Source organism: Megasphaera hexanoica (assembly GCF_043520715.1).
GTDB classification, from domain to species: domain Bacteria; phylum Bacillota; class Negativicutes; order Veillonellales; family Megasphaeraceae; genus Megasphaera; species Megasphaera hexanoica.
On sequence record NZ_CP171361.1, the window covers coordinates 361,819 to 384,930 of the forward strand.

The 23,112-nt window shown below is 50.6% G+C and carries 23 protein-coding genes; 20 read left to right on the forward strand and 3 right to left on the reverse strand.

Annotated features, from left to right (window positions below):
* Positions 1-3: 3 nt before the first annotated feature.
* Positions 4-1,287, forward strand: a complete 1,284-nt coding sequence (locus tag ACGTIC_RS01710) for an adenylosuccinate synthase (RefSeq protein ID WP_059076255.1) — start codon at positions 4-6, stop codon at positions 1,285-1,287.
* Positions 1,288-1,443: 156 nt separating this feature from the next.
* Here ACGTIC_RS01710 and ACGTIC_RS01715 read toward each other — a convergent pair whose 3' ends face one another.
* A complete protein-coding gene (locus ACGTIC_RS01715) occupies positions 1,444-2,100 on the reverse strand; it encodes a hypothetical protein (protein ID WP_059076256.1) in 657 nt (218 codons plus the stop codon).
* 195 nt (positions 2,101-2,295) lie between these two features.
* Between ACGTIC_RS01715 and ACGTIC_RS01720 the strand changes: the two genes are divergently transcribed.
* The 6 genes from ACGTIC_RS01720 (at position 2,296) to ACGTIC_RS01745 (ending at position 7,924) form a co-directional block, all read left to right on the forward strand.
* Positions 2,296-3,072, forward strand: coding sequence for a ParA family protein (locus ACGTIC_RS01720; protein WP_059076257.1), 777 nt, complete (start codon positions 2,296-2,298; stop codon positions 3,070-3,072).
* The gene (locus ACGTIC_RS01725) at positions 3,062-4,003 is read left to right on the forward strand and encodes a ParB/RepB/Spo0J family partition protein (RefSeq protein WP_234995368.1); all 942 of its coding nucleotides are present in this window, start codon (positions 3,062-3,064) and stop codon (positions 4,001-4,003) included. The genes ACGTIC_RS01720 and ACGTIC_RS01725 overlap by 11 nt, the downstream gene beginning before the upstream one ends.
* Positions 4,004-4,092: 89 nt before the next feature.
* The gene (locus tag ACGTIC_RS01730) at positions 4,093-4,617 is read left to right on the forward strand and encodes a DUF4446 family protein (RefSeq protein WP_059076258.1); all 525 of its coding nucleotides are present in this window, start codon (positions 4,093-4,095) and stop codon (positions 4,615-4,617) included.
* Positions 4,618-4,658: 41 nt separating this feature from the next.
* Positions 4,659-5,576: a peptidoglycan DD-metalloendopeptidase family protein gene (locus tag ACGTIC_RS01735; RefSeq protein ID WP_236699649.1), complete on the forward strand. Its 918-nt coding sequence runs from the start codon at positions 4,659-4,661 to the stop codon at positions 5,574-5,576.
* A 78-nt stretch (positions 5,577-5,654) separates the two neighbouring features.
* On the forward strand, positions 5,655-6,842 hold the full coding sequence (locus ACGTIC_RS01740) for an ABC transporter substrate-binding protein (protein WP_075582468.1): 1,188 nt from the start codon (positions 5,655-5,657) through the stop codon (positions 6,840-6,842).
* Positions 6,843-7,057: 215 nt separating this feature from the next.
* Entirely contained in the window at positions 7,058-7,924 is an 867-nt protein-coding gene (locus ACGTIC_RS01745; protein WP_059076259.1) for a cation diffusion facilitator family transporter, read from the forward strand.
* Positions 7,925-7,934: 10 nt separating this feature from the next.
* Here the strand turns inward: ACGTIC_RS01745 and ACGTIC_RS01750 are convergent, their stop codons facing one another.
* The gene (locus ACGTIC_RS01750; RefSeq protein WP_113855216.1) at positions 7,935-8,654 is read right to left on the reverse strand and encodes a M48 family metallopeptidase; all 720 of its coding nucleotides are present in this window, start codon (positions 8,652-8,654) and stop codon (positions 7,935-7,937) included.
* 188 nt (positions 8,655-8,842) lie between these two features.
* Between ACGTIC_RS01750 and ACGTIC_RS01755 the strand changes: the two genes are divergently transcribed.
* The 13 genes from ACGTIC_RS01755 to ACGTIC_RS01815 all read left to right on the forward strand — a co-directional run bounded on the left by ACGTIC_RS01755 (position 8,843) and on the right by ACGTIC_RS01815 (position 21,802).
* On the forward strand, positions 8,843-9,397 hold the full coding sequence (locus ACGTIC_RS01755; protein ID WP_113855217.1) for a 3'-5' exonuclease: 555 nt from the start codon (positions 8,843-8,845) through the stop codon (positions 9,395-9,397).
* Positions 9,398-9,545: 148 nt separating this feature from the next.
* Positions 9,546-10,757: an MFS transporter gene (locus tag ACGTIC_RS01760; protein WP_113855218.1), complete on the forward strand. Its 1,212-nt coding sequence runs from the start codon at positions 9,546-9,548 to the stop codon at positions 10,755-10,757.
* Between the two features lie 8 nt (positions 10,758-10,765).
* A complete protein-coding gene (locus tag ACGTIC_RS01765; protein WP_236699650.1) occupies positions 10,766-11,203 on the forward strand; it encodes a MarR family winged helix-turn-helix transcriptional regulator in 438 nt (145 codons plus the stop codon).
* Positions 11,204-11,324: 121 nt separating this feature from the next.
* Positions 11,325-12,272 carry a 2-hydroxyacid dehydrogenase gene (locus tag ACGTIC_RS01770; protein ID WP_113855219.1) on the forward strand — a complete coding sequence of 316 codons (948 nt, stop codon included), beginning with the start codon at positions 11,325-11,327 and terminating at the stop codon, positions 12,270-12,272.
* A gap of 157 nt (positions 12,273-12,429) precedes the next feature.
* On the forward strand, positions 12,430-13,509 hold the full coding sequence (gene uxuA / locus ACGTIC_RS01775) for a mannonate dehydratase (protein WP_059076265.1): 1,080 nt from the start codon (positions 12,430-12,432) through the stop codon (positions 13,507-13,509).
* A 39-nt stretch (positions 13,510-13,548) separates the two neighbouring features.
* Positions 13,549-15,150: a mannitol dehydrogenase family protein gene (locus ACGTIC_RS01780; RefSeq protein WP_113855220.1), complete on the forward strand. Its 1,602-nt coding sequence runs from the start codon at positions 13,549-13,551 to the stop codon at positions 15,148-15,150.
* 41 nt (positions 15,151-15,191) lie between these two features.
* Positions 15,192-16,211 (forward strand): zinc-binding alcohol dehydrogenase family protein, encoded by a 1,020-nt coding sequence (locus tag ACGTIC_RS01785; RefSeq protein ID WP_059076267.1) that lies wholly within the window; start codon positions 15,192-15,194, stop codon positions 16,209-16,211.
* 436 nt (positions 16,212-16,647) lie between these two features.
* Positions 16,648-17,928 (forward strand): MFS transporter, encoded by a 1,281-nt coding sequence (locus ACGTIC_RS01790; RefSeq protein WP_059076268.1) that lies wholly within the window; start codon positions 16,648-16,650, stop codon positions 17,926-17,928.
* A 54-nt stretch (positions 17,929-17,982) separates the two neighbouring features.
* Positions 17,983-18,684, forward strand: coding sequence for a cyclase family protein (locus ACGTIC_RS01795; protein ID WP_059076269.1), 702 nt, complete (start codon positions 17,983-17,985; stop codon positions 18,682-18,684).
* 35 nt (positions 18,685-18,719) lie between these two features.
* Positions 18,720-19,397: a cyclase family protein gene (locus tag ACGTIC_RS01800; RefSeq protein ID WP_059076270.1), complete on the forward strand. Its 678-nt coding sequence runs from the start codon at positions 18,720-18,722 to the stop codon at positions 19,395-19,397.
* Positions 19,398-19,668: 271 nt separating this feature from the next.
* A complete protein-coding gene (locus ACGTIC_RS01805; protein ID WP_113855221.1) occupies positions 19,669-20,355 on the forward strand; it encodes a GntR family transcriptional regulator in 687 nt (228 codons plus the stop codon).
* Between the two features lie 42 nt (positions 20,356-20,397).
* The gene (locus ACGTIC_RS01810; protein WP_059076272.1) at positions 20,398-21,081 is read left to right on the forward strand and encodes a GntR family transcriptional regulator; all 684 of its coding nucleotides are present in this window, start codon (positions 20,398-20,400) and stop codon (positions 21,079-21,081) included.
* Between the two features lie 40 nt (positions 21,082-21,121).
* The gene (locus tag ACGTIC_RS01815; protein ID WP_201784365.1) at positions 21,122-21,802 is read left to right on the forward strand and encodes a GntR family transcriptional regulator; all 681 of its coding nucleotides are present in this window, start codon (positions 21,122-21,124) and stop codon (positions 21,800-21,802) included.
* 148 nt (positions 21,803-21,950) lie between these two features.
* Here the strand turns inward: ACGTIC_RS01815 and ACGTIC_RS01820 are convergent, their stop codons facing one another.
* Entirely contained in the window at positions 21,951-23,102 is a 1,152-nt protein-coding gene (locus ACGTIC_RS01820; RefSeq protein ID WP_059076274.1) for a hypothetical protein, read from the reverse strand.
* Positions 23,103-23,112: the final 10 nt, after the last annotated feature.

The window sequence follows — 23,112 nt, forward strand, 5'->3', positions numbered from 1 at the left end:
GCAATGGCAACAGCAATGGTATTAGGCACCCAGTGGGGTGATGAAGGTAAAGGTAAGATTGTTGATTATCTGGCACAGAAAGCCGATGTAGTTATCCGCTCCCAGGGCGGGAATAACGCCGGACATACTGTCGTGGTAGATGACAAGGCCTTTGCGCTGCGCCTCCTGCCATCAGGGATCCTGTTCTCTGATAAGACGTGCATCATCGGCAGTGGCGTCGTAGTAAACCCGGAAGTCCTTCTCCAGGAACTGGATGGCATGAAAGAAAAAGGCGTCACAATCAGCAAACTGGAAATTTCCACGCGGGCTCATGTGATTATGCCATATCATATCCGCATCGATGAAGAAGATGAAAAACTCAAAGGGGATGCCAAGATCGGTACGACGAAAAATGGCATCGGTCCCTGTTATGCCGATAAAATCAATCGTGTCGGTATCCGTATTGGCGATTTGATGGATAAGGATATTTTTGCAAAAAAACTGCGGGTCAATCTGAAATTAAAGAACCGCTTGTTTGAAACCTATTATGGCTGCCAGGGTTTTGACTTCGACACGATATATCAGGAATACCTCGGGTATGCTGACCGCATCCGTCCCTATGTAAAAGATACAAACTATTCTGCCAACGTATATATCAACGAAGGCAGAAAGGTACTGTTTGAAGGTGCCCAGGCGACCATGCTCGACATCGATCATGGTACCTATCCGTTCTGCACCAGTTCCAACCCGACAGCCGGCGGTGCCTGCACCGGTTCCGGCGTCGGCCCGCGCCGCATGGAAAACATCGTAGGCGTCGTCAAAGCTTATACGACCCGTGTCGGTGCCGGTCCGTTCCCGGCGGAACAGAATAATGAAATTGGGGAATATCTGCGCAATACGGGCCATGAATTTGGCACTGTTACGGGCCGTCCGCGCCGTTGCGGCTGGCTGGATACGGCTGTCGTCAAATATGCGGCTATGCTGAACAGCCTGGATTATCTGGCTATTACCCGCCTGGATATCCTCGATGACCTTGACACGATAAAGATTTGCACTGGTTACCGGTACAATGGCCAGCTCCTGCCGGAATACCCGGCCAGTCTGGAAGTACTGGAACAGGTCGAACCGGTATATGAAGAAATGCCGGGCTGGAAGACAGATATTTCTGCCTGCAAGACCTATGATGAACTGCCGGAAGCAGCTCGTAAGTATGTAGAACGCATCAGTGAACTCGTCGGCGTACCCCTGGGTATTGTCTCGGTCGGTCCGAACCGCAGCCAGACGATTATCCTTCAGCCGATTTTCTAATGCTATTTTGGGTTTTCACCATAACGATATACGAAAAGCGGGCCCTGTTCACGGGGCCTGCTTTTCGTATATGAGCAGAAAAAAGAGATTGCCATTGAAGACAATCTCTTTCTGAGCTTTCCGTTATTAGTTTTCAGATGTATGATGTACCTAGAATCATTCATGGCAGTTGTGGGAGCAGCTGGCACAACCGGACGGGCTGCAGCCTCCTTCTCCCCCGACGTGGTTCATGCCGACGATAGCCGTGACGGCTTTACGCGGTACGAGCATATTGGTCGGCGTAACGGAAATGCCGATCTGGGCGGCCTGCAGGGCCTGTACCAGCGTGACTTCCTGTTTCTGGGGCGTGTCGCTGTGGCCCGGCGTGATGCGCCAGAGAATCTTGTAGCCTTCCGGTGCGCCGAGGGTGTCGATATAGCCGCATAACTGTCCTACCATCTGTTCTGTTGCGATAGAAATGGCGGAATCCATGAGGATGCCTTTGGTGAAGTCTTTCTGCATGAATAATTCATCACAGGCATCTTCTACTTCTTTCCCGAGAGTGACGGCCATGATGATGGCGACTTCCGTATTTTCCAGATAATTGCGGACCGTTTCCCCTTCGATGACAAATGGATCATTGCATAAAAAGGTGTGTGTATCTTTATCATAAAAGAACTGATAAAATACACTGACCGGCTGGGCCAGGCGGACGACGGTCTGGCAGACTTCTTCTGCCATTTCCGGCGTTGCATCGTCAACGGCGCGCTGTCCTGCCAGGGTGAGTACATTATTGGTATCGATGTGTTTCAGATTTCCTTTATAAACAGGCATAGGGTATCCTCTTTTCCCGGACTATCGGCGATAATCCTGACTTTTTGTTCCATTATAGCAAGTTTTTCTTATAGTGGCTAGTAAAAGTGTGGAAAGGCCGGAACGACCGTTCTGATGAGCATGAAATATTTGCTAAAATAATCGTAGCAAGGTATACTAATATATAGACTTAAATTTGGAAATGAGGTGACTGCGTTGGCTCATATTATTGCCGTGACGAACCAGAAAGGCGGCGTGGGCAAGACGACGACCAGCATTAATCTGAGCGCCTGTCTGGCAGACTGCGGCAAGCGTACATTATTGGTGGATCTGGACCCCCAGGGCAATGCGACGAGCGGTCTGGGTATCGATAAAGAAAGCCTTTCCGGCAATTTATATGACTGCCTGATTGATGGCGTACCGATGGAACAGGTATTGCAGAAGACGGCAGTGAAAAAGTTGTCTGTCATTCCGGCGACGATGGATGTAGCCGGGGCAGCCGTAGAACTGGTCAATATGGATAAACGGGAACAGGTATTGAAGCAGGCGCTGTCAGATTGTCTGGAAGCGGCGAAAAAGCCCTATGACTTTGTTCTCATCGATTGTCCCCCCTCACTGGGGCTTCTGACCATCAATGCTCTGGTGGCATCGGACCAGGTACTGATTCCCGTGCAATGTGAGTTTTATGCACTGGAAGGTCTGGCCCAGCTGATGCAGACCGTCGAGATGGTACGGGATAATATGAACAGCAGCCTGCGCCTGCTGGGACTGCTGCTCACTATGTTTGACGGCCGTACGAACCTGTCTCTGCAGGTTGCCGAAGAAGTAAAAAAATACTTCAGCGGACAGGTGTTCCGCACGATTATCCCGCGCAATGTACGGTTGGGAGAAGCTCCGAGTCATGGAGAGCCTATCACCGTGTACGACCCTCATTCCCGCGGTGCGGAAGTGTATCGAAAATTAGCCAGAGAGGTGATTCGCCGTGTCGGTTAGGAAAAAGGGACTTGGCAGTAATGCCATCCTGGGAAGCCGGCTTCAGGCACTGGGATTAAAAGAAAAAAAAATAGATGAAATAGATAAGGCTGCTTCTGGTGACGGAACGATGCCGGCGGAACTGGATATTTCGGCCATTGTGCCCAATCCTCATCAGGCGCGGCGTGAGTTTGACAGCGTGGCATTGGAAGAATTGTCCTCCTCTATCCGCCAGTATGGGCTGATCCAGCCGCTGGTCGTACAGAAGAAGCCTGATGGCACGTACGAACTGGTGGCGGGAGAACGGCGCCTGCGGGCTGCGAAACTGGCCGGCCTGAAAACGATTCCTGCTCTGGTACGGGAGTATACACCCGATGCGGCTGCCGAAGTGTCACTCATTGAAAACCTGCAGCGGGAAAATCTGAATGTCATGGAAGAAGCAGCGGCATATGACATGCTGATCCATACGTTCGGACTGACGCAGGAAGAGGCAGCACAGAAAGTGGGCAAGAGCCGTCCCCACGTAGCCAATATGATACGCCTTTTGAAACTGCCTGACGAAATATGCCAGTTCCTCCGCGATGGGACACTGTCTATGGGACAGGCCCGCCCCCTGCTTCAGCTTGCCGATGAAGATCAGCAGCTGGCGGCAGCCGGACAGATTATCCGCCAGGGATTATCGGCACGGCAGTGTGAAGCCCTCGTGGCCCGTATGCTGCAGGGTGGCACGGACAAGGGACCGAAAGAACCCGATGCCTATCTGGAAGCCATGCAGGACCGAATTAAAATGCATCTGGGGACTAATGTTTCTATTCATTTCAACCGGAAGAGGCAAAAGGGGAAAATCGAAATCTCCGTAGCGTCGGAAGCCGAATTTGAACGGCTTCTGGCTCTTTTGACAGAAGAAAAGACGGGAGACGGCACGGAAACGCCATCTTCTTTTACAGTTTAGAAAAAAATCCTGGAAAGCGGTTGTTTTTTAGAGTTCTTTTGTGTAATATAAGATACAGACTTTTTTTGTAATACTGCAGGAGGAAAGACATGTTTTATGGATTAGACTGGCAGCTTATTTATCTGGCTGCCGCCGGCGCTGTGGGAGTGCTGTTGCTGCTGCTGATCATCTACATTGGCATACTGACCCACCGCATGGGCAAACTCAAAGAAAAATATGAGTTTTTTATGCAGGATGAAACGGGCAAAAGTGTAGAAGCCAAGCTGCATGAAGATGTTGCCCGGCTGCACGATTTGCAGGATTCACTGGAACTCATCCACAAGACCCAGAAAGATATCATGGCCGTGCAGAACCACTGTTTCCGCAAAATCGGCTTTGTCAAATACAATGCCTTTGACAATATTGGCAACAATCTGAGTTTTGCCTTTACGGTGCTCGACGGCAAGAACGACGGTTTCTGTCTTTCCAGTGTTTACGGTCGTAACGAATCCCGCATTTTCGCCAAGCCGATCGTCGATGGCAAGTGCCTGTATGGCATGAGTGAAGAAGAAAAAGAAAGTCTGGATAACGCCCTGCAGTATACGGGTACGCTGGATACGGTACAAAAGGATTAAAGAGGGGACTATATTTGAATTTTCAGGATTTTCTTGCGCGTTTGAAACAACGTGCTGCTGGTATGGCCGGCCATGCTTCCTGCCTCAGGCGTACAGAGCCGCTGGTCATCACACCGGGACAGTATAAAAAGATACTGGCAGCGGTCATCGCAGGCGTTGTCGTCATTGCTGCCGGACTGTGCATCGGTATATATGAATTTATTTCGCTGCAGCACATGAAGGAACAGAACGCGCTTCACGAACAACAGCTGGAACTGATGCGGGAAAAAACGGCATCGCTCCAGGAAAAAATGGATAAGATGGATGCCCTCGACCAGGAGCTGCGGCAGATGGTCAAGGGGGCAGGTACGGGTGACAGCCCAAAAGGTGAAGGTGGCGTAGCAGGACAGCAGAAGAAATCACCGGACGTTTCTCATGCTGACTACAACGACCTGCTCCATGCCACCTCCCGGCTGGAAACCAAAACAAATGCCCGCATCATCAGTTTCATTACGCTTAAGACCGTGCTCAGTGATACGGCCGGTCAGCAGGTCCGGGAGATGCAGCAGGTTTCCAAGAAATACCAGGCTTCGAATTATCCGTCTATCTGGCCGGTCAACGGTACGATTACGTCGAACTTCGGCTACCGGGGCAATCCCATTGGCGGTGGTACCGGCTATCATGAAGGACTGGATATTGCCGTCGATTACGGGACACCTGTACGGGCTACGGCTTCGGGAAAAGTCACCATGGCCGGATGGGTCGATGGCTATGGCAATCTCGTAGAAATCGACCACGGCGGCGGATTCGTTACCCGCTACGGCCACAATTCGATGCTTCTGGTCGTCGTAGGCCAGGAAGTCAGGACGGGCGATATCGTCGCTCTGGCAGGCAGTACGGGACGCAGTACGGGGCCGCATTGCCACTATGAAGTACGAGTCAACGGCACTCCGACGGATCCGTTGCTGTTTTTACCATAATTCATCATAGGAAGATAAAACAGGGGGGAACGGATGGACGGGACCGCCCTGTTTTTTTATGAAAAGGAGACACATGCTATGAAACGTATCAGCACCCTGCTGGCGGCAGGCCTATGCCTGCTGTCCCTGGCTTTCCTGGCCTCAGGATGCAGCAAACAGGCACCACAGGCCGTTCAGCGCCAAGAAGTGCTGATTGGCACCAATCTCTCCCTTACCGGCCCTGGCGAAGCATACTGCCGTTCAACAGAACAGGGGGTAGAGCTGGCCAGGGATATACTGAATGAGCAGGGCGGACTTCTGGGTAAGGAGGTCAATCTGGTCACGGTCGATAATCATGGCAAGGCTGATGATGCAGCTATGGCGGTGCAGCAGTTATCGACACGCCACGTCAGTGCCATTATCGGTCCCAACATGACAGCCTGTGCGGCGGCAGTCATGCAGCCAGCGGAAGCGCTGCGCATTCCCGTAGTCAGTCCGGCCTGTACTGATCCGGATATTACCGTCGATGCCAAATCGCGGCAGGTATACCAGTATATGTTCCGGGCCACGTTCATCGATCCTTATCAGGCCCGGGCTATGGGCGAATATGCCATGGAAAATCTTCACGTGACCCGGTCGGCTGTCCTATACAACGGAGAGAGCTCTTATTCTAAAGGGCTGGCTGAGTTTTACCGCAGTACCATAGAAGCCCGTGGCGGTACCGTTACGGCATTTGTCGATCTGGCTGATCATGACGGCAATCTGGCGGCGGCACTCGACGCCGTGCGGCAGGATCCGGGCCAGGCCGTGTATGTACCGCTCTATGATAAAAAGGCGCGGGAAGTGATTGTCCTCGCCCGTTCATCCGGTATGACGACTCCCCTTTTGGGGGCTGATGGCTGGAACGGTCCGGCTCTTGCCAAAAACGTGGATCCGGCATACCTGACAAATCTGGTATATACCGACCATTATGCCAATGATGTCCACGAAAAAACGGCAGAAACCTTTGCTGAACGGTATTATGAAAAATACGGAGAATGGCCGGACAGCTATGCGGCGCTGGGCTACGATTCTCTCATGATGATCGCCGAAGCCATCCGCCGCGGTAATTCCGACAAACCGCAGCAGATAGCCCAGGAACTGGCTAAAACGATTGATTTTACGGGAGCGACGGGACACATCATCCTTGACTCCAATCACGATGCCATCAAAGCCGTATTCATCCTCACCTTCTGGGAAGGGGAACCGGCCCTTCTGGAAAAGCAGCCGGCGGTCAATATACAATAGCTGAAAGGCATAGGGCTCATGTAAAATTGCCATACAGATATTCTCAAAAAATATTTACAAATGAGAATTAGGATGATACTATATGCGTAAAGAACAGACTGCACAAGCGGTCGGGCGCAAGCAGCAGGCAGGACCTGCGGGACTACATATAAGTAAGGATATGCGGTTCCGCAGGTCCTGTCTGATTATTTTCATAGACAAAGGAAGTTTTAATTATGACGACAGATGAAATAACACTCAAACGCCGTACGGCTTGTCTTTCCGTACTCAGCAATACTCTTCTGGTAATAGGTAAATTATCCATTGGAATCCTGACTGGCACAGTCAGTCTGATATCCGAAGCCATCCACTCCGGTGTCGATCTCCTCGCGGCTGCCATTGCCTGCCTGGCCGTGCGCAAATCCTGCCTGCCGCCAGATCAGGATCACGACTATGGCCACGGTAAAGTGGAAAATGTCTCAGCCGCCTTTGAATCCCTGCTGATTATCGTGGCGGCTCTGAGTATCCTCTACGAAGCGGTGGGCAAATTTTTCCATCCCCAGGTGCCGGAATCACTGAATCTGGCTATTGTCATCATGCTGGCATCCAGCCTGATCAATGCCATCGTGTCTGCCCGGTTGTATTATGTCGGGGAAAAGACCGGCTCGGAAGCACTGAAGGCTGATGGCATGCATCTGCGGGCTGATGTTTGGACGTCAGCTGCCGTCATGGCCGGTATCTTTCTCATGAAAGTCACGGGCTGGGCTATCCTGGATCCGCTCATCGCCTGCCTCGTCGCTTTGGGGATTCTCCGCGTCGGATACAAGATGTGCCGCCGCAGTTATGACGATTTGACAGACGCGTCGCTCAGTGATGACGAAGAATCGAAAATCGGCCATATCATCATGGAAACTCCGGGAGTCAAAGGATATCATCATCTGCGTACCCGCATTTCCGGATCGGAAACCATTATGGATTTTCATCTGGAACTGGACCGCACACTTCCCCTGTCCCAGGCTCATGCTATTTCCGATAAGGTAGAATCGGCATTGCAAAAAAAATACGGGCCCTGTGATCCTATGATTCACCTGGACCCGAGATAACCGGATATATTCAGATGTTGCAGTACGGAGCGTATCGTACCAGTTCCTGCCGCCAGACTTTCCAGTCGGGCATGAAGCGGTTCATCCAGCCATAAAAACGGGATGAATGATTGCATTCCAGGAAGTGGCATAATTCATGAAGGACGACCTGGTCGATACAGCCATCGGGCATGACCGCCAGATAGGTGTTAAGACTGATCCGCTTTCTGGCTGGCGTACAGGAACCCCAGCGGGAGCGCATCCGCCGCAGGGTGACCGTGGGAAGGGGAACTCCGTATGGCTGGAGCCGGGGATAGATACGGGATATACTGGCAGCAAATAAAGTACCTGCCTGCTGGCGCAGGTATTGGTGATAGAGATGGGCCCGTTGGCTCTCTTCATCGCCATGAGACGTTTCCATGTACAGGATGTCTCCTTTTTCATATACCTTTCCAGCAGGGCCGGGGACGACGCGGAGTGTCAGCGGACGGCCATGAATATACAGGACATCGCCGGTATTCAGTCTGAATACCGGCTTTTTTTCTATCTGGGAAAGCGTTTTTACGATGAACGGTGTTTCCCGGAGCAGAAAGGCATCAATCCGGTCTTTGGAGACAAATGAAGGGGCCGATACATGGATGGATCCATCGCGGCGGATGCGGAGATTGATGTTTTTGACAGCTTTCCGGGTCAGTTCATAAGAAAAAGAAAGAGTGCCGTTTTGGAAATGGCATTGGGCAGAACGTGGCATAATGACTCCTTTTGGCAGGTCCGGTATAGAGATGATGTCCGCCCTGCGCTTTTCATACTTCCTCTACTTTATACTGAAATACTCCGTTTGTCCATAGGAGGATAGGTTGCTTTTAACCGTCAGGTGTGGTATGTTGAACGTGATGCCGCGTTATGCGGCTGCTTCTTCTGTAGAAAGGTATGTACATTATGTTATACTTTACGGCAATTGATTTTGAAACAGCCAATAAATATGCCAATAGTGCCTGCTCGCTGGCGGCGGTTACCATGCATGACGGACAGTGCGTCCGCGAAGGATACACGCTCATTCGTCCGCCCTTTATGGTATTTTCCCCTGATAATGTTCGCATCCACGGCATTACTCCCGACCAGGTGGCACACAAACCTCAGTTTGACCGGCTTTGGCCGTCCGTGCGGCTTCATCTGGAAGGACGCATCCTGGTCGCACACTACGCCGTCTTTGATACGCGGGTTCTGCGCAGTCTTCTCAAAACGTATCACCTGGAAAAGCCACAGGCCTCCTATGCCTGCACCGTCGAAATTTCACGCCGCGTCTGGCCGGATCTGCCCAACCACAAGCTGGATACGGTAGCGAACTTCCTGGGATATACCTTCCACCATCATCAGGCGCTGGATGATGCCCGGGCCTGTGCCCTCATCGTCGTCAAGGCAGCCGAAGCCGTTGGAGCTTCGTCTATGGAAGAACTGCTCGATGCGACGCACCTCAAATTGAAAATACTATAGTGGTGAAACGAAGAGTAATTAATTGGTACGATACCCATCGGTTGTATTAAAAGCTTTAGAATAAATATATTGACTAGTCAATTAAAAAGCGCTATGATATACAATGCTGATTAAATTGACTAGTCAATATAGAGGAGAGGTTGAATTGATGAAAGAAACATTATGGACTCGTGATTTTGTTGCCTTGGTTCTGGCCAACGGCTTTTTATTTGCTGGTTTTCATTTTCTCTTGCCGACGATTACTCTGTATGCAGCCAGTTTAGGGGCGACGGGTGGGGAAATCGGTCTCATTGGTGGCATCTTTGGCTATTCGGCCATCTGCATACGCTTGTTTACCGATGCGGGCGTCCACCATTTAGGAAAAAAGAAATGTCTTTACCTGGGGCTGGCTCTTTCTATTTTAGCGACGGTGTCGTATTATATGTTTAGCAGTATCCACGCCATCGTTGCGGCACGCATCCTTCACGGATTCGGCTTTGGCATGAGCACGACTTTTGCTGCTGCTATCGTCGCCGATATCATCCCGGCCAGCCGCCGCGGCGAAGGAATTGGCTATTTTGGATTGGGAAGTACGGTCATGATGGCACTGGCACCGGCGGTCGGTTTATTTTTACTCAGCGAAATCGGCCCGTCGGCACTGTTTTTTTCGTCTGCTGCCGTTTCTTTTCTGGCTGTTCTGACTGCTGGGTTCTGCCATGCAGGCAGGAAGATACGTCGTGTAGAAGTGATAGAAAAGACATCGTTACGTGATTGCATTTGTGAAACGGGTACGGGCCTTCCTTCTGTTTTGACGATTTTATTTGGAGCCGCCTATGGCAGTGTCAATACGTATATTGCTATGATGGCTGCTGAAGCACATATTGGAAATGCTGGCCTGTTCTTCATTGTGGGGACGCTGTTTGTCTTTATTTCCCGTCCTTTTGGCGGTCGCCTCCTCGACTCCAAGGGAGCCTTCGCCGTCATCGTGCCGGGATCTGTCTCATATTTGATTGGCTTATTGCTCATCATGGCAGCTCACTCGCTGACGGTCTTATTGGCTGCATCTGTCTTTTATGGCTTAGGTGCCGGCCTGCTGCTTCCGGCCCTGCTGACGTGGATTTTGAATATGGTCCGCCCGGAACGGCGCAGTTCCGCCAGTGCGACTTTTTATAATATGCTGGATATTGGTACCAGTACAGGCATCCTCGTCCTGGGTGTCGTTGCCGGGATGGTGGGCTATCGCAACATGTACTGGAGCGTAACGGCTCTCATGATCTGCTTTTCCGTCTTGTTCATGTTCTGCCATTACCATTATGGTAATGATTGCATAGCCAGTCCCAAAGCGGTGAAAAGACCTGTTGCCGATATCCATAAAGATTGAGAGGTATCATGATGGATGTACGAGACCGGCAAGATGACGAACTGGTACGGCAATTATTCTGCACGACCCGGATTTTTTCCCGGACCTTAAATGGCTGTGTAGCTCCTCTGGGGCTGCATAGTTCGGAATGGATGGTCCTGAACCTTGTCCACTTGAACGGAGGTATTGCCCAGGCCGATTTAATCCGCTATTTTAAGGTGGAAGCGGCAGCGATTACGCGCACGTTGAGCCGCTTGGGAAAGAAAGGACTGATATGCCGGCACCCCCGGGAAAAGGGACGGGGTAAGTATATCGAATTGACAGACGCAGGCAGGGATTTGTTCGTCCAGGCGGAACCCTTTGTGATAGCGCACCGGAGACAGGCGTTGCAAGGACTGTCTCCAGAGGAACGAAAACTATTATTGACTTTGTGTGCAAAAGTACAAGCGGCTTTAGACGAAGTATAGTATATATTTTTAGCATATAGGTAGTACATCTATACTGATTTTCCATAGATAGCTTACAAATTGCCCGACGCATGCTTATAATAAAATCAGATATTGCCTATGATGAAAGGGGATTTTTATGATGAAGATTGTCTTATTGGAATCGTTAGGTATCAGTCAGGAATTACTTGATTCGTATGTAAAACCTCTGAAAGAAAAAGGCTATGAATTCGCCGCGTATGAACGCAATGATGACCCGGCCGTCCAGATCGAAGAAGCAAAGGATGCCGATATCCTCATCATCGCCAATATGCCTTTGAAGGCAGAAGTCATCAACGCCTGTCCGAAATTGAAATATATTGACGTGGCCTTTACGGGTGTCGATCATGTTGCTCTCGATGCTGCCAAAGCCAAGGGCATTAAGGTCAGCAATGCATCCGGCTATTCGACTGTTGCCGTAGCCGAATTGACCATTGCCATGATGCTCGATCTGCTCCGCTGCGTACCTCAGGTCGATGCAGCCTGCCGTGCTGGCGGTACGAAAGCCGGTCTCGTCGGCAATGAATTGGAAGGTAAGACAGTCGCTCTTGTCGGTACTGGTCATATCGGTCATCGCGTCGCCGAACTGGTCCATGCTTTTGGTGCCAAAGTTATCGCCTATAACGGATTTTCCCATAAAGCCGATACGGACCTGATTACCTACCTGCCCATGAAAGAAATGATGGAACAGGCCGATATCGTCAGCCTCCATTGTCCGGTTACAGACCAATCGAAGGGCCTGATCAATAAAGAAACTCTCTCTTACATGAAACCGACGGCATTCCTCATCAATGAAGCCCGTGGCCCTGTCGTCGTATCCCAGGATCTGGCAGATGCACTGAACAGCGGTAAAATCGCCGGCGCCGGCATCGACGTCTTTGAAAAGGAACCACCACTGGATACGAATCACCCGCTGCTCCACTCCAAGAACACTATTGTCACGCCGCACGTCGCCTTTGCAACGGCAGAATCCATGGCCAAACGGGCCGTCATCGTCTTTGATAATATCGATGCGTACTTGGCCGGGAATCAGAAGAATATTATTCTCTAAAGAGATACGTTTAGGCAGACGGATGCAGAAATAGCATCCGTCTGTTTTTTTCTTTCTTTTCTATTGTCACAGCCTTTCTGGTATGGTAGTATTTAACAAAGACAAGAAATAATAAACAGTATATACTGTTTCTGTAGTTTTTGAGGAGGCTATTCATATGAGAATGACATTTCGCTGGTATGGCGAAAAAGATGATAATATTACACTGCAGCAGATTGACCAGATTCCCGGGATGGACGGCATCGTCGGGGCGTTATTTGATATCCCCGTCGGCGACGTATGGCCTGTCGAACCGCTGCTTCATATCAAAGAAGAAGCGGCAAAACACAATCTCGTATTCAAAGACCTGGAAAGCATCAATGTCCATGAAGATATCAAACTGGGCCTGCCCAGCCGTGACAAGTATATTGAAAATTACATCCAGTCGCTGAAAAATGCAGCCAAAGCAGGGATTGAAGTCGTCTGCTACAATTTCATGCCGATTTTTGACTGGACACGGACGGACCTGGCCAAACCTCTCTATGACGGTTCGACCTGCCTGGCTTATGACTATCATCTCGTCGCTGGCAAGACGCCCCAGGATATGGCCCGGGAAATCCTGGATAACAGCAATGGCTTTGTCCTGCCTGGCTGGGAACCGGAACGGCTCCAGGAATTATCGCATCTTTTTGAACAGTATGAAGGCATGGATGAAGATGGCCTGCGCAAGAATCTGGCCTATTTCCTGAAAGCCGTCGTGCCCGTAGCCGAAGAATGTGGCATCAAGATGGGCATTCATCCCGATGATCCGCCTATTTCCGTTTTTGGACTGCCCCGCATCGTCAAAAATGAAGCAGACCTTGACAAAATCGCGGCTATGGTAGATAGTGAAAGCAATGGTTTTACTATCTGCACTGGTTCTCTCGGTTCGAACCGCCAGAATGACATCCCCCATATTATCCGCAAATTCGGCCGTCAGCACCGCGTCCAGTTCGTCCATCTGCGCAACGTCCAGGTGCATGAACCGTGGGTATTCAACGAAGTTGCCCACAAATCGGCCATTGGCTCTCTCGATATGTTTGAAATTGCCAAAGCGCTTTATGATATCCACTTTGATGGGCCTATCCGTCCCGACCATGGCCGTATGATCTGGGGTGAAGAAGGACGGCCTGGTTACGGCCTCTATGACCGCGCGCTCGGTGCGAATTATATATGTGGCCTCTGGGATGCCATCAACCGCCTGTGCGGGCAGTTTTAAGGATTTACCTATGAAATTTATTACGTGGAGGGATTGTGTATGTTGCATCTGAACCGGCAGGAAATTGCTGAAAATCGTTCTCTTTGGGAAGAAAAAGGATTTACTCTCTATTCGTTTAATGACAAAGCTGTCATAGAGGAAACAAAAAAAGCGCCGCAATGGCTCCATATCGGCAGTGGCAACCTGTTCCGCGCGTATATCGCTGTCCTCCAGCAGCGCCTTCTCGACCAGGGCCTGGCCCATACAGGCATCATTGCCGCCACGACTCATAATGCGGCCGTCGTCGACGATGTGTTCCGGCCTTATGACAATCTCCATGTCAACGTGACCATGGAAGCAGATGGGCAGTTCGGCAAAGAAGTCATCGGCAGCGTCTGTGAATCGGCAGCCGTCAAAGAAAGCCGACCGGCCGACTGGCAGCGCCTGCTCGATATTTTTACGGCTCCGTCGCTGCAGATGGTCAGCTTTACCATTACGGAAAAAGGGTATAATCTTAAGGACTATGATGGCAACTACTATGACGATGTAGCGTCTGATCTGCAGGAAGGCCCGGCCCACCCGCAGAGTGCCATGGGTAGTCTGACGGCCCTTACCTATGCCCGGTATAAAGCAGGTGTCAGCCCCATTGCCTTTGTCAGCATGGATAACTGCTCTCACAACGGTGAACGGATCCGCCAGGCATTCCTGACTTTTGCCAGAGCGTGGGAAGAAAAGGGATATACCGATGCAGGTTTTACGGCATACATTGAAGAAAAAACGGCTTTTCCCTACAGCATGATCGATAAAATCGTACCGGGCCCGTCGCCGAAAGTACAGTCGTATCTCAAAGAATGCGGCTTTGCTGATACGGAATATATCAAAGCCGGCCGCAGCACCTATGCCCTCTTTGTCAACGCAGCTCCGCAGGAATATCTGGTCATTGAGGACACCTTCCCCAACGGTCGTCCGCCCCTGGAAAAAGCCGGCGTCATCTTTACAGACCGGGAAACGGTCAACCAGTGCGAACGCATGAAAGTAGGAACCTGCCTCAATCCGCTCCATACGGCCCTGGCCGTGTACGGCTGCCTTCTGGGTTATGTGAAGATTTCCGATGAAATCGGCGATCCCCAGCTCAAAGGGCTCATTGAAAAAATCGGTTATGATGAAGGGCTGCCCGTCGTCGTTAATCCCGGCGTCCTCAATCCGAAGGCATTCATCGATGAACTGCTGGAAGAACGGCTGCCCAACCCCAATGTCCCCGATACGCCTCAGCGCATTGCTACGGACACGTCGCAGAAAGTAGGCGTCCGCTATGGTATTACTATCAAAGCCTATGGCGATAAGGCCAAAGACCTGAAATATATCCCTCTGGCCATTGCCGGCTGGTGCCGCTACCTTCTCGGTATAGACGATAAGGGAAATGCGTTTACGCCCAGCCCGGATCCTCTTTTGGAAGATTTGCAGAAGACCCTTGCCGGCGTCTGTTTCGGTCATCCGGAAACGGCCTCAGGGGCGCTGCATCCCATCCTGTCCAACCGCGATATTTTTGGCGGTATGGACCTTTCAGAAGTGGGCCTTGAACCAGTCATCGAAGGCTATTTCAAAGAACTCATTGCCGGTCCTGGCGCTGTCCGTGCCGTCCTGAAGAAATATGTAGGCTGAGTCCTGTCATATATATGTGCTCATACGAAGGAGGAAATGTCATGAAAGCAGTTGTAGTTGAAAAACCGGGCAGTATTGCCGTTGTCGAACGGGATATACCGGAAATTACGGAAACCCAGGTATTGGTAAAAGTGAAAGCTGCCGGTATCTGTGGCTCTGATGTCCATATCTTCCATGGGAAAAATGCCTTTGCAACCTATCCCCGCGTCGTCGGCCATGAATTTGTCGGTGAAGTCGTCAAAGTGGGAAGCCAGACGGAACATATCGCTGTCGGCGACCGGGTGGCCGTCGATCCTGTCGTTTCCTGCGGTCATTGCTATGCCTGTCAGCACGACCGGCATAATGTCTGCTCCAGCCTTCAGGTCATGGGTGTCCATCGCGATGGCGGTTTCCAGGAATACGTCGCTGCCGACTACCGCCAGGCCTATAAGCTGCCTGACAATATTCCCTGGGAAATTGCGGCAACAGTAGAACCGTACTCCATCGGGGCCCAGGTCGCTCATCGCGGCCGCCTCACCGGGGATGACACGGTACTCATCTGCGGTGCCGGCCCGATCGGCCTGATCATTCTCCAGGTTGCCAAGATGAAGGGGGCCAGAGTCGCCATCCTCGACATCGTCGAAAGCCGTCTGGAAAAAGCGAAAGAAATGGGTGCCGATATGGTCGTCAATGGAAAGACGACGGATATAGTCGATGCCATGAAGGAATTCACGAATGGCGAAGGGTTCAACCTCATTTATGAAGCAACGGCTAATACGAAAATCCTGGCTACGTGTATCCGCGACCTGCCCAGCCAGGCCGGCCGCATCGTCGTCCTCGGCTTTACGACACAGGAACTTCCTATCCGCCAGGTAGACATCATGGGACGGGAACTGGAAATCATCGGCACGCGGCTCAATAACCACCGCTTCCCCGAAGTCATCGGCTGGTTCAAAGATGGGAAAGTACAGCCAAAAGAAATCATTACCCATACCTTCCCCTTTGCAAAAGCTGGCGAAGCCTTTGCCTTTAACGACGAACATCCTGATAAAGTGCTGAAAATCATCCTTACCTTTGATTAATTATGCCCGATATGAGATGGAGTCATCACATTACGTTTTTTGCGTAATGTGATGACTCCATCTTTTTTTTAACGTTACACGCGACACAGGGACTGGCCTTGTCTTTTTGTGGCAGTTACCATTTATTTTTTATTTATAAAAAGAAGTTATATTACAAAGAGGCAATGTTATAGATAAAGCGATGAGAAATATATATGCAAAAATGTGTTGTATTTGTTGATTATTCATCATACAAGTGCTAGAATGTTAGTACATCAATGGGGTGCGGATATAAAAGAATATATGTATATACGAACGATGAATCGCAATGTGTCCCGGCATCGTTCAGGTAATGAGGAAAGGAGGAAGAACCGTACGTCTTTGATGAACGGAAAATGAAGCTTACTGTTATTTTATTATGTATCATGAAGGAAAAAAGAAAAGGGAGTGTATTTGTATGAAAATGCCTAAGGCCCATCCTATATCATGGATCCTTTTGCTGGTTACGACCCTGGCCATTCTGGCTACGTCCGTATCCCGTATCATTCTGCCGACCGTTCTGCCGGCTATTATGGAAGAATTTCATTGGAGTGCTACTGAAGTCGGCTTCCTGAATTCGGCTATGTTCATCGGCGCCTTCATCGGTGCTACGTTCTTTGGCATCCTTTCTGACTCTGTCGGTTCCGGCTATAAACGGGGCTGGACCTGGATCTGCTGCATGGTCGTCGCGGCTATCGGAGGCATTCTGACTGCTATGTGTACGACCGTCAATGCCATGCGTGCGGCACTGGCTGTCCTCGGCATGGGGACTGGTGGTGCTGAACCGGTAAACGTAGCGATTATCGGTGAATGGTGGCCGAAAGAACATCGTGGTTTCGCCATCGGCGTCCATCACACGGGCTTCCCCTTCGGTCAGTTCCTGGGACCTGTCGTCATCAGTTTTATCCTGGCCGTCGGTACCTGGCATGACGCCTTTACCTTTGTTCCTCTCCTGGCTATCCCCATCATCATCCTGCAGCTGATTTTTGGTACGGAAAAGAATCAGAAAAAAGTTTATAAATGGATTGAAGACCATCAGATGACCAAACCGCTCGATGAAGTCGAAGCCGAAGGCAAGAAACCGTCTCTTAAAGAAATGGTCAAAAACGTCGGCGTCTGCCTCCAGAACCGCAACTGTGTCATGGCTATCATCACGATCTTTATTTTCCTCTGGTCTGAAGCGGCTATCACCACATTTATGACCCTGCAGCTGACGACGGTTGCCGGCATCTCTCTGGCGGCTGCTGCTGTCGTTTCAGGTGCTTCCGGCCTGACTGGCTGGATTGGCCAGATTGGCTGGGGTACGGTATCGGATTCTACGGGCCGTAAGTTTGCCCTGCGCATCATCACTGCCGGCTGGATTGTTGCGACCCTGGCCTGCATGTTCATCAATACGGAAATGTCAGCCTGGATGATCCTCATTTTCTGGGGCCTCTTCCGTAATTCGCCATTCCCGGTCATGTATGCCCTGCTCATCGATTCCCTGCCCAAATCGGCCGGCTCCTCTATGGGTCTGATGATTGGTATTGCCCTCGGTCTTTCCGGGTTCTTCGCTGCCCCGACGGCAGGCTGGATTATTGAAACCTATGGGTTTACGGCCCACTACGTCGTACTGGCTATCATGCTGGCTCTGTCCTATATCCCGCTGACTATCATCAAGGAAACGGTACATAAAGATGGAGAACAGGCAGAAGCATAAGGCTGTCTTCACTATAGATAAGTACGTGAACGTAAGAAAGGGAGATGTTTTCACATGAACACGAAAGAATTAGCTGCTGTATTAGAAGGAATGGATGTTGTCGATCTGACGCTGACCATGGAAGAAGGCATGCCGGTCTGGCCGACACATCAGCATTTCTATCACAATATTGTAGAATCGACAGAAATGGGAGATCCGGCCACTCATTATGCCGTTACGATGGGCGAACATTGTGGTACTCATCTCGATGCACCGCGCCATTTCATAACTGGTGCAACTCCCGTCGATGAAGTGCCGCTCAAACAGTTCTTCGGTCATGCTGTCAAAATCGAAGCGACTCAGGTCGGTGCATTGGGATTGTTCCATAAGGATGATATCATCGCCTGGGAAAAAGACCATGTAGAAATCCAGGAAGGAGACGTCGTACTGCTCCATTTCGGATGGGACAAACGGTATGCCCTGAAACCGGATTATGATGAATTCCTGTCTGACTGGCCGGGCCTGGCTGAAGATGGTGCCCAGTATCTGGCAGAAAAGAAAGTGAAAATCGTCGGCTGTGATGCCCTGGCTCTCGATGTATTCGGCGGAACGGACCCAACCCATAAGACACTTCTCCCCAAAGGCATCCTGATTATTGAAAATCTGTATAATCTGGGAACTCTTCCCGATGAAGTACTGTTTGCCACGCTGCCTCTCAAGATTAAAGATGGTTCCGGCTCTCCTATCCGTGCCGTCGCTTTTGTAGAAAAGAAATAAGTGAGTTACCTGTTATAGAAAAGGAGTGAGTCTCTATGTACGTATATCTTTCTTATCCCATTGCAGAAGGACAGATTGCCTGGCCGGATGCCCCCGTATATACTTCCGGCCGCCATGATATCATCGGTATTGATGGTAGTTACTGCAATACATCGGTCATGACGATTCCCAATCATTACGGCACCCACTATGACGCACCGCGTCATTTCAATGCCAAGGGGCCTAAAATCACAGAACTGCCGATGGATTACTTCTGCTTCAAGGGCGATGAAATCCTTATCCTCGACATCCCAAAAACGTTTAAGGAAGTCATTACGGCGGAAGATGTCATGCCCTACAAGGATCAGATTGCCAAAGCGAAACTGCTCTTGTTCCGTACGGGCTTTGAAAAACAGAAGGAACTGAATCCCCAGGGATACAAATACGAAAATCCGAGTGCTCATCCCGGCCTGTGCAAATATCTCGTAGAAAATTTCCCCAATCTCTGCACTATCGGCCTCGATTCCCTGTCCCTTGGATCGGTATGCAATGACTATGCGACGGAAGCCCATCACTGGCTGCTGGGTTATTATACGGATAAATTCGTGACCGTCATTGAAGATATGATGCTGTCGCCTCTCGAAGGAAAAACCGTAAAGAGTATCATCGTAGCACCTATCCGGGCACTGGACGTGGATAGCGCACCGGTTACCATCATTGCTGAAGTTGAATAAGGAATGACTCATAAGCCTGTCGCATGAAGAATTCTGCTATCATGCGGCAGGCATTTTCTTAAATTTTGCCATATCAGATATGGGAAAAGGAAATGTCTGTCGTGACGGTTAAACTCATCTGCAGAAAAACAATTTGTCTGGCAGTCCTTTTTTACCTGTTGCGGACGTATATTAGAACTGGCTTATGTATTGACGGTATGCTATAATATCATTATAAGAATATCGATATTATAAAGAAGGCAAGCTATCTTTTGCTGCGCGAGGTTACAGTATGATTGAACTTACCATTACACCTATGGAACCACGGGAAAATGTCAGGGCCTATGTATACCGGCTGTTATACCATAATATCATGGCAGTCCGCCTGACGCCGGGAACGGCTGTTTCCGAACAGGAAGTATCTTCCTACCTGGATATCAGCCGGACGCCTGTACGGGAAGCATTTATCCATTTATCCCAGGATGGGCTCGTGGAAATCCTGCCCCAGCGGGGGACCTTTGTTTCTAAAATCGACACGGCACTCATCGAAGAAAACCGTTTTATGCGCCTGACTCTCGAACGGGCCGTCATACGGCTGGCCTGTCAGGAGCTGCCGGACATGTACCTGAAACAGCTCGACCAATCTCTGAACGATCAGAAAGAAGCCATGGATGCTGGCGACAGTGCCCGCTTCATGACCCTTGATAATGAAATGCACGGCATCATTTTTGCCGGCTGCGGCAAGCCCCACGTCTGGCAGACACTGATGCAGGCTAATCTGGATTATCTGCGGTCCCGCGCGCTTTCCGTACTGAATACAGAAGAAATGGATATTGTCTATGCCAAGCACCAGTCGCTCGTGACTCATATACGGCAGCATGAAACGGACCAGGCGGAACGGGACATCAATGAACACATCGACCGTATCATCATAGACCTGGCGGCACTGCGGGCGGCCCATCCTGATTTTTTCAAATGATGAGAGATCCGTCCGCTATTCTACATGAATCAGGTGATAACGATGATTGATTTGGAAATTACGCCACCTCTCCAGCGGGAGACGGTGCGTTCTTACGTATACCGCATGTTATATGATAATATTATGTCACTCCATCTGCCGCCGGGATCGGCCATGTCTGAACAGGAAGTGGCAGACCTTCTGAAGACGAGCCGTACGCCTGTACGGGAAGCTTTCATCCATCTCGGGCAGGATCACCTGCTGGATATTTTTCCCCAGCGCGGTACGTTTGTGGCCAGGCTGCATACCCAGATGATACGGGAAGCCCGGTTTATGCGCGTTGTCATGGAAGAAGCTGTCATGGCAGAAGCCTGTCAGGGCCTCCCTGAATCTTGCCTCCGGCAGCTGTATGAAATCCTGGAGCGCCAGCAGAAAGCGGCAGATGCCGGTGATAAACGGGCTTTTTTTGAAGCGGACAATGCCTTCCATGAAACGGTTTTTTCTGGCTGCGGCCGGCCTCATATCTGGCAGACCCTGATGCGGGCCAGCCTCGATTATTCCCGTGCCCGCGTGCTCAATGCCTTTCTGGAACCGAAAGAAATTCCCCTTTCTGTCCATGAAGATATGCTGAAAGCGATAGAATCGCATGAGGGCGATAAGGCGGCCCGGCTGGTCCGCCAGCATATGGCCAATCAGGAAACGGGTATCCGTAAATTGATGCAGCTCTACCCCGATTATTTTATATAAAAAGCGGCTTCTGGCGTCATGAACCAGGCTGAAACAGGTGATGGGTATGGAAATTCTGGCAAAAAAAGAAGATGAGTCGTCGCGGCAGTATGTACGGCGCTGTTTGCTTTATAATATTGTCAATGTAGAAATCAAACCGGGTGAACGGATTATCGAGAAGGAATATTGCGATTTGTTTCAGGTAAGCCGCACGCCTATCAGGGAGGCCATTCTGGACCTGCACAAGAATCATCTCATCGACGTCATGCCCAAGCGAGGCACCTTTGTCTCATACATTGACGAAGACCGGGTGGAAGAAGTGCGCCAGCTGCGGGCCGTCCTGGAAGCGGAAATCGCCCGGGAAGCCTGCCGGAAACTGACGGCAGATGATCTGGACCGGCTGCGGGAAAACGTCATTGTCTGGAAATATTACATTGGCCGCAAGCAGGTGCGCAAAATTTTTGAATTGGATAAGAAATTTCATGGACTCCTCTATACGCTGTGCGGAAAGCCCTACTGGAGTGAAATCGTCGAAGCGGCGGCACCGCATTTCGACCGGGCGATTGTCCTGAGTTTCCAGTGCATGCCTGCCTCCCAGGTCCTGGCCGATCATATGCAGCTCATCGATGCCATAGAAGCCCGCGATGAGGATAAGGCCTATGAACTGGCCCGGACACATCTGAACCGGTATAATGAAGAAAAGGAAATGATTAAACAATCTTTTCCCGGCTATTTTCAGTAAGGCCTGCATCGAATAAGGGCAGAAAAAAGGAAGCCGCAACAAAATGACCACTCAAGGCTGTTTTGTTGCGGCTTCCTTTTAGTTTATCATGGATGAGAATATGCCAGATTCCCCCTTTTGGTTCTGCCGTTAGAAATCTGTAGACAGATCAGATCCAGTGGACCATGATGCTGGCCAGGAGGCCGGAGACGACTGATACGGATACAATGCCGGCGATGACCAGTTTAGGCATGATGTAATGCAGAATGGCTTCTTTTTCTTCATCCGTCCTGCCACAGGCGCGGGATACTTCCAGGGAGATGAGGTATGTACCGGGGAAGCCGAAAAAGGCTGTGACGGCCATGGCGATGGAAAGCCTCCAGTCGAAACGGACAATCCGGCCGACGATGACGGCAATGACCGAGCAGCTGACCGTACCGACGGCCAGGACGACCAGGAGAGGCGCAATCATGCCCAGGAGCATGTCTGGCGTCGTGTTGGTCAGGCCGACGAAAATCAGGGCGACGGCACCGGCCATGACGAAGGTCAGGGCATTGGCCTTTGTCAGGCAGTTTTCTTCCAGAAGGCCCAGTTCATGAAGGATGATGCCGAAAATGAGGCCGAAGATGAGGATGCTGATGCCCGTAGCCTGGGCCAGGAGCATGGAAACATAGGAAATGAAACAGAGTTTGCAGAGGATGATATTGGGCGTACTGTATTTTTCCGGTATGTGGAACAGACGGAGATTCAAATTCTTTCCCGATTCTCCGTTAGAGAGGGTGCCGTTGTTGAATTCCGTGCGGACCCGGTCCCCTTCTTTTTTGCAGAAGAAGCTGGCAATGGGGATGCCGACGAAATTCTGGAACACCAGGACCAGCACGGCAAAGACTTTGATATCGGGGCGTCCCAGGACATCGCCTATAGGAGACATGACCAGATAGGCAACGACCCCGCCGGCCAGGACCGGGGCGCCTACCAGGGCGTAATAGGCGTCGATGAATAATTTTCCGATGAAGAAGACGCCGCCGGCTACGGAAAGGGTAGCAAAGAACGTGACGAAGACGGTCTTCCATTCCTTGACGAAATCATTGATCTTGATGGCCGTACCGATATGGATGAGGAACATGCAGAGGGTAATCTTGGCAAAGGCGATGAGACCGGAATCGGCAAAAATCGTCTTGGGCAGGCCCAGCCAGAAGCCGGCTGTAAAGATGACGGCACAGGCCAGCAGCATGGAGACAAAAGCCTTTGTCTTGTCGGCGATGAAATCGCCGATGGAATAAATGAGAAAGATCAGGCCGAGGGCAACCAGGGCATTCATAGTAACAACT

What these genes read in the sequence shown, in the direction of transcription:
- ACGTIC_RS01710 (WP_059076255.1), top strand. Translation starts at nt 4, where the DNA reads ATGGCAACAGCAATGGTATTAGGCACCCAGTGGGGTGATGAAGGTAAA.
- ACGTIC_RS01715 (WP_059076256.1), bottom strand. Translation starts at nt 2,100, where the DNA reads ATGCCTGTTTATAAAGGAAATCTGAAACACATCGATACCAATAATGTA.
- ACGTIC_RS01730 (WP_059076258.1), top strand. Translation starts at nt 4,093, where the DNA reads ATGTTTTATGGATTAGACTGGCAGCTTATTTATCTGGCTGCCGCCGGC.
- ACGTIC_RS01740 (WP_075582468.1), top strand. Translation starts at nt 5,655, where the DNA reads ATGAAACGTATCAGCACCCTGCTGGCGGCAGGCCTATGCCTGCTGTCC.
- ACGTIC_RS01745 (WP_059076259.1), top strand. Translation starts at nt 7,058, where the DNA reads ATGACGACAGATGAAATAACACTCAAACGCCGTACGGCTTGTCTTTCC.
- ACGTIC_RS01750 (WP_113855216.1), bottom strand. Translation starts at nt 8,654, where the DNA reads ATGCCACGTTCTGCCCAATGCCATTTCCAAAACGGCACTCTTTCTTTT.
- ACGTIC_RS01755 (WP_113855217.1), top strand. Translation starts at nt 8,843, where the DNA reads ATGTTATACTTTACGGCAATTGATTTTGAAACAGCCAATAAATATGCC.
- ACGTIC_RS01760 (WP_113855218.1), top strand. Translation starts at nt 9,546, where the DNA reads ATGAAAGAAACATTATGGACTCGTGATTTTGTTGCCTTGGTTCTGGCC.
- ACGTIC_RS01765 (WP_236699650.1), top strand. Translation starts at nt 10,766, where the DNA reads ATGATGGATGTACGAGACCGGCAAGATGACGAACTGGTACGGCAATTA.
- ACGTIC_RS01770 (WP_113855219.1), top strand. Translation starts at nt 11,325, where the DNA reads ATGAAGATTGTCTTATTGGAATCGTTAGGTATCAGTCAGGAATTACTT.
- uxuA (WP_059076265.1), top strand. Translation starts at nt 12,430, where the DNA reads ATGAGAATGACATTTCGCTGGTATGGCGAAAAAGATGATAATATTACA.
- ACGTIC_RS01780 (WP_113855220.1), top strand. Translation starts at nt 13,549, where the DNA reads ATGTTGCATCTGAACCGGCAGGAAATTGCTGAAAATCGTTCTCTTTGG.
- ACGTIC_RS01785 (WP_059076267.1), top strand. Translation starts at nt 15,192, where the DNA reads ATGAAAGCAGTTGTAGTTGAAAAACCGGGCAGTATTGCCGTTGTCGAA.
- ACGTIC_RS01790 (WP_059076268.1), top strand. Translation starts at nt 16,648, where the DNA reads ATGAAAATGCCTAAGGCCCATCCTATATCATGGATCCTTTTGCTGGTT.
- ACGTIC_RS01795 (WP_059076269.1), top strand. Translation starts at nt 17,983, where the DNA reads ATGAACACGAAAGAATTAGCTGCTGTATTAGAAGGAATGGATGTTGTC.
- ACGTIC_RS01800 (WP_059076270.1), top strand. Translation starts at nt 18,720, where the DNA reads ATGTACGTATATCTTTCTTATCCCATTGCAGAAGGACAGATTGCCTGG.
- ACGTIC_RS01805 (WP_113855221.1), top strand. Translation starts at nt 19,669, where the DNA reads ATGATTGAACTTACCATTACACCTATGGAACCACGGGAAAATGTCAGG.
- ACGTIC_RS01810 (WP_059076272.1), top strand. Translation starts at nt 20,398, where the DNA reads ATGATTGATTTGGAAATTACGCCACCTCTCCAGCGGGAGACGGTGCGT.
- ACGTIC_RS01815 (WP_201784365.1), top strand. Translation starts at nt 21,122, where the DNA reads ATGGGTATGGAAATTCTGGCAAAAAAAGAAGATGAGTCGTCGCGGCAG.
- ACGTIC_RS01820 (WP_059076274.1), bottom strand. Translation starts at nt 23,102, where the DNA reads ATGAATGCCCTGGTTGCCCTCGGCCTGATCTTTCTCATTTATTCCATC.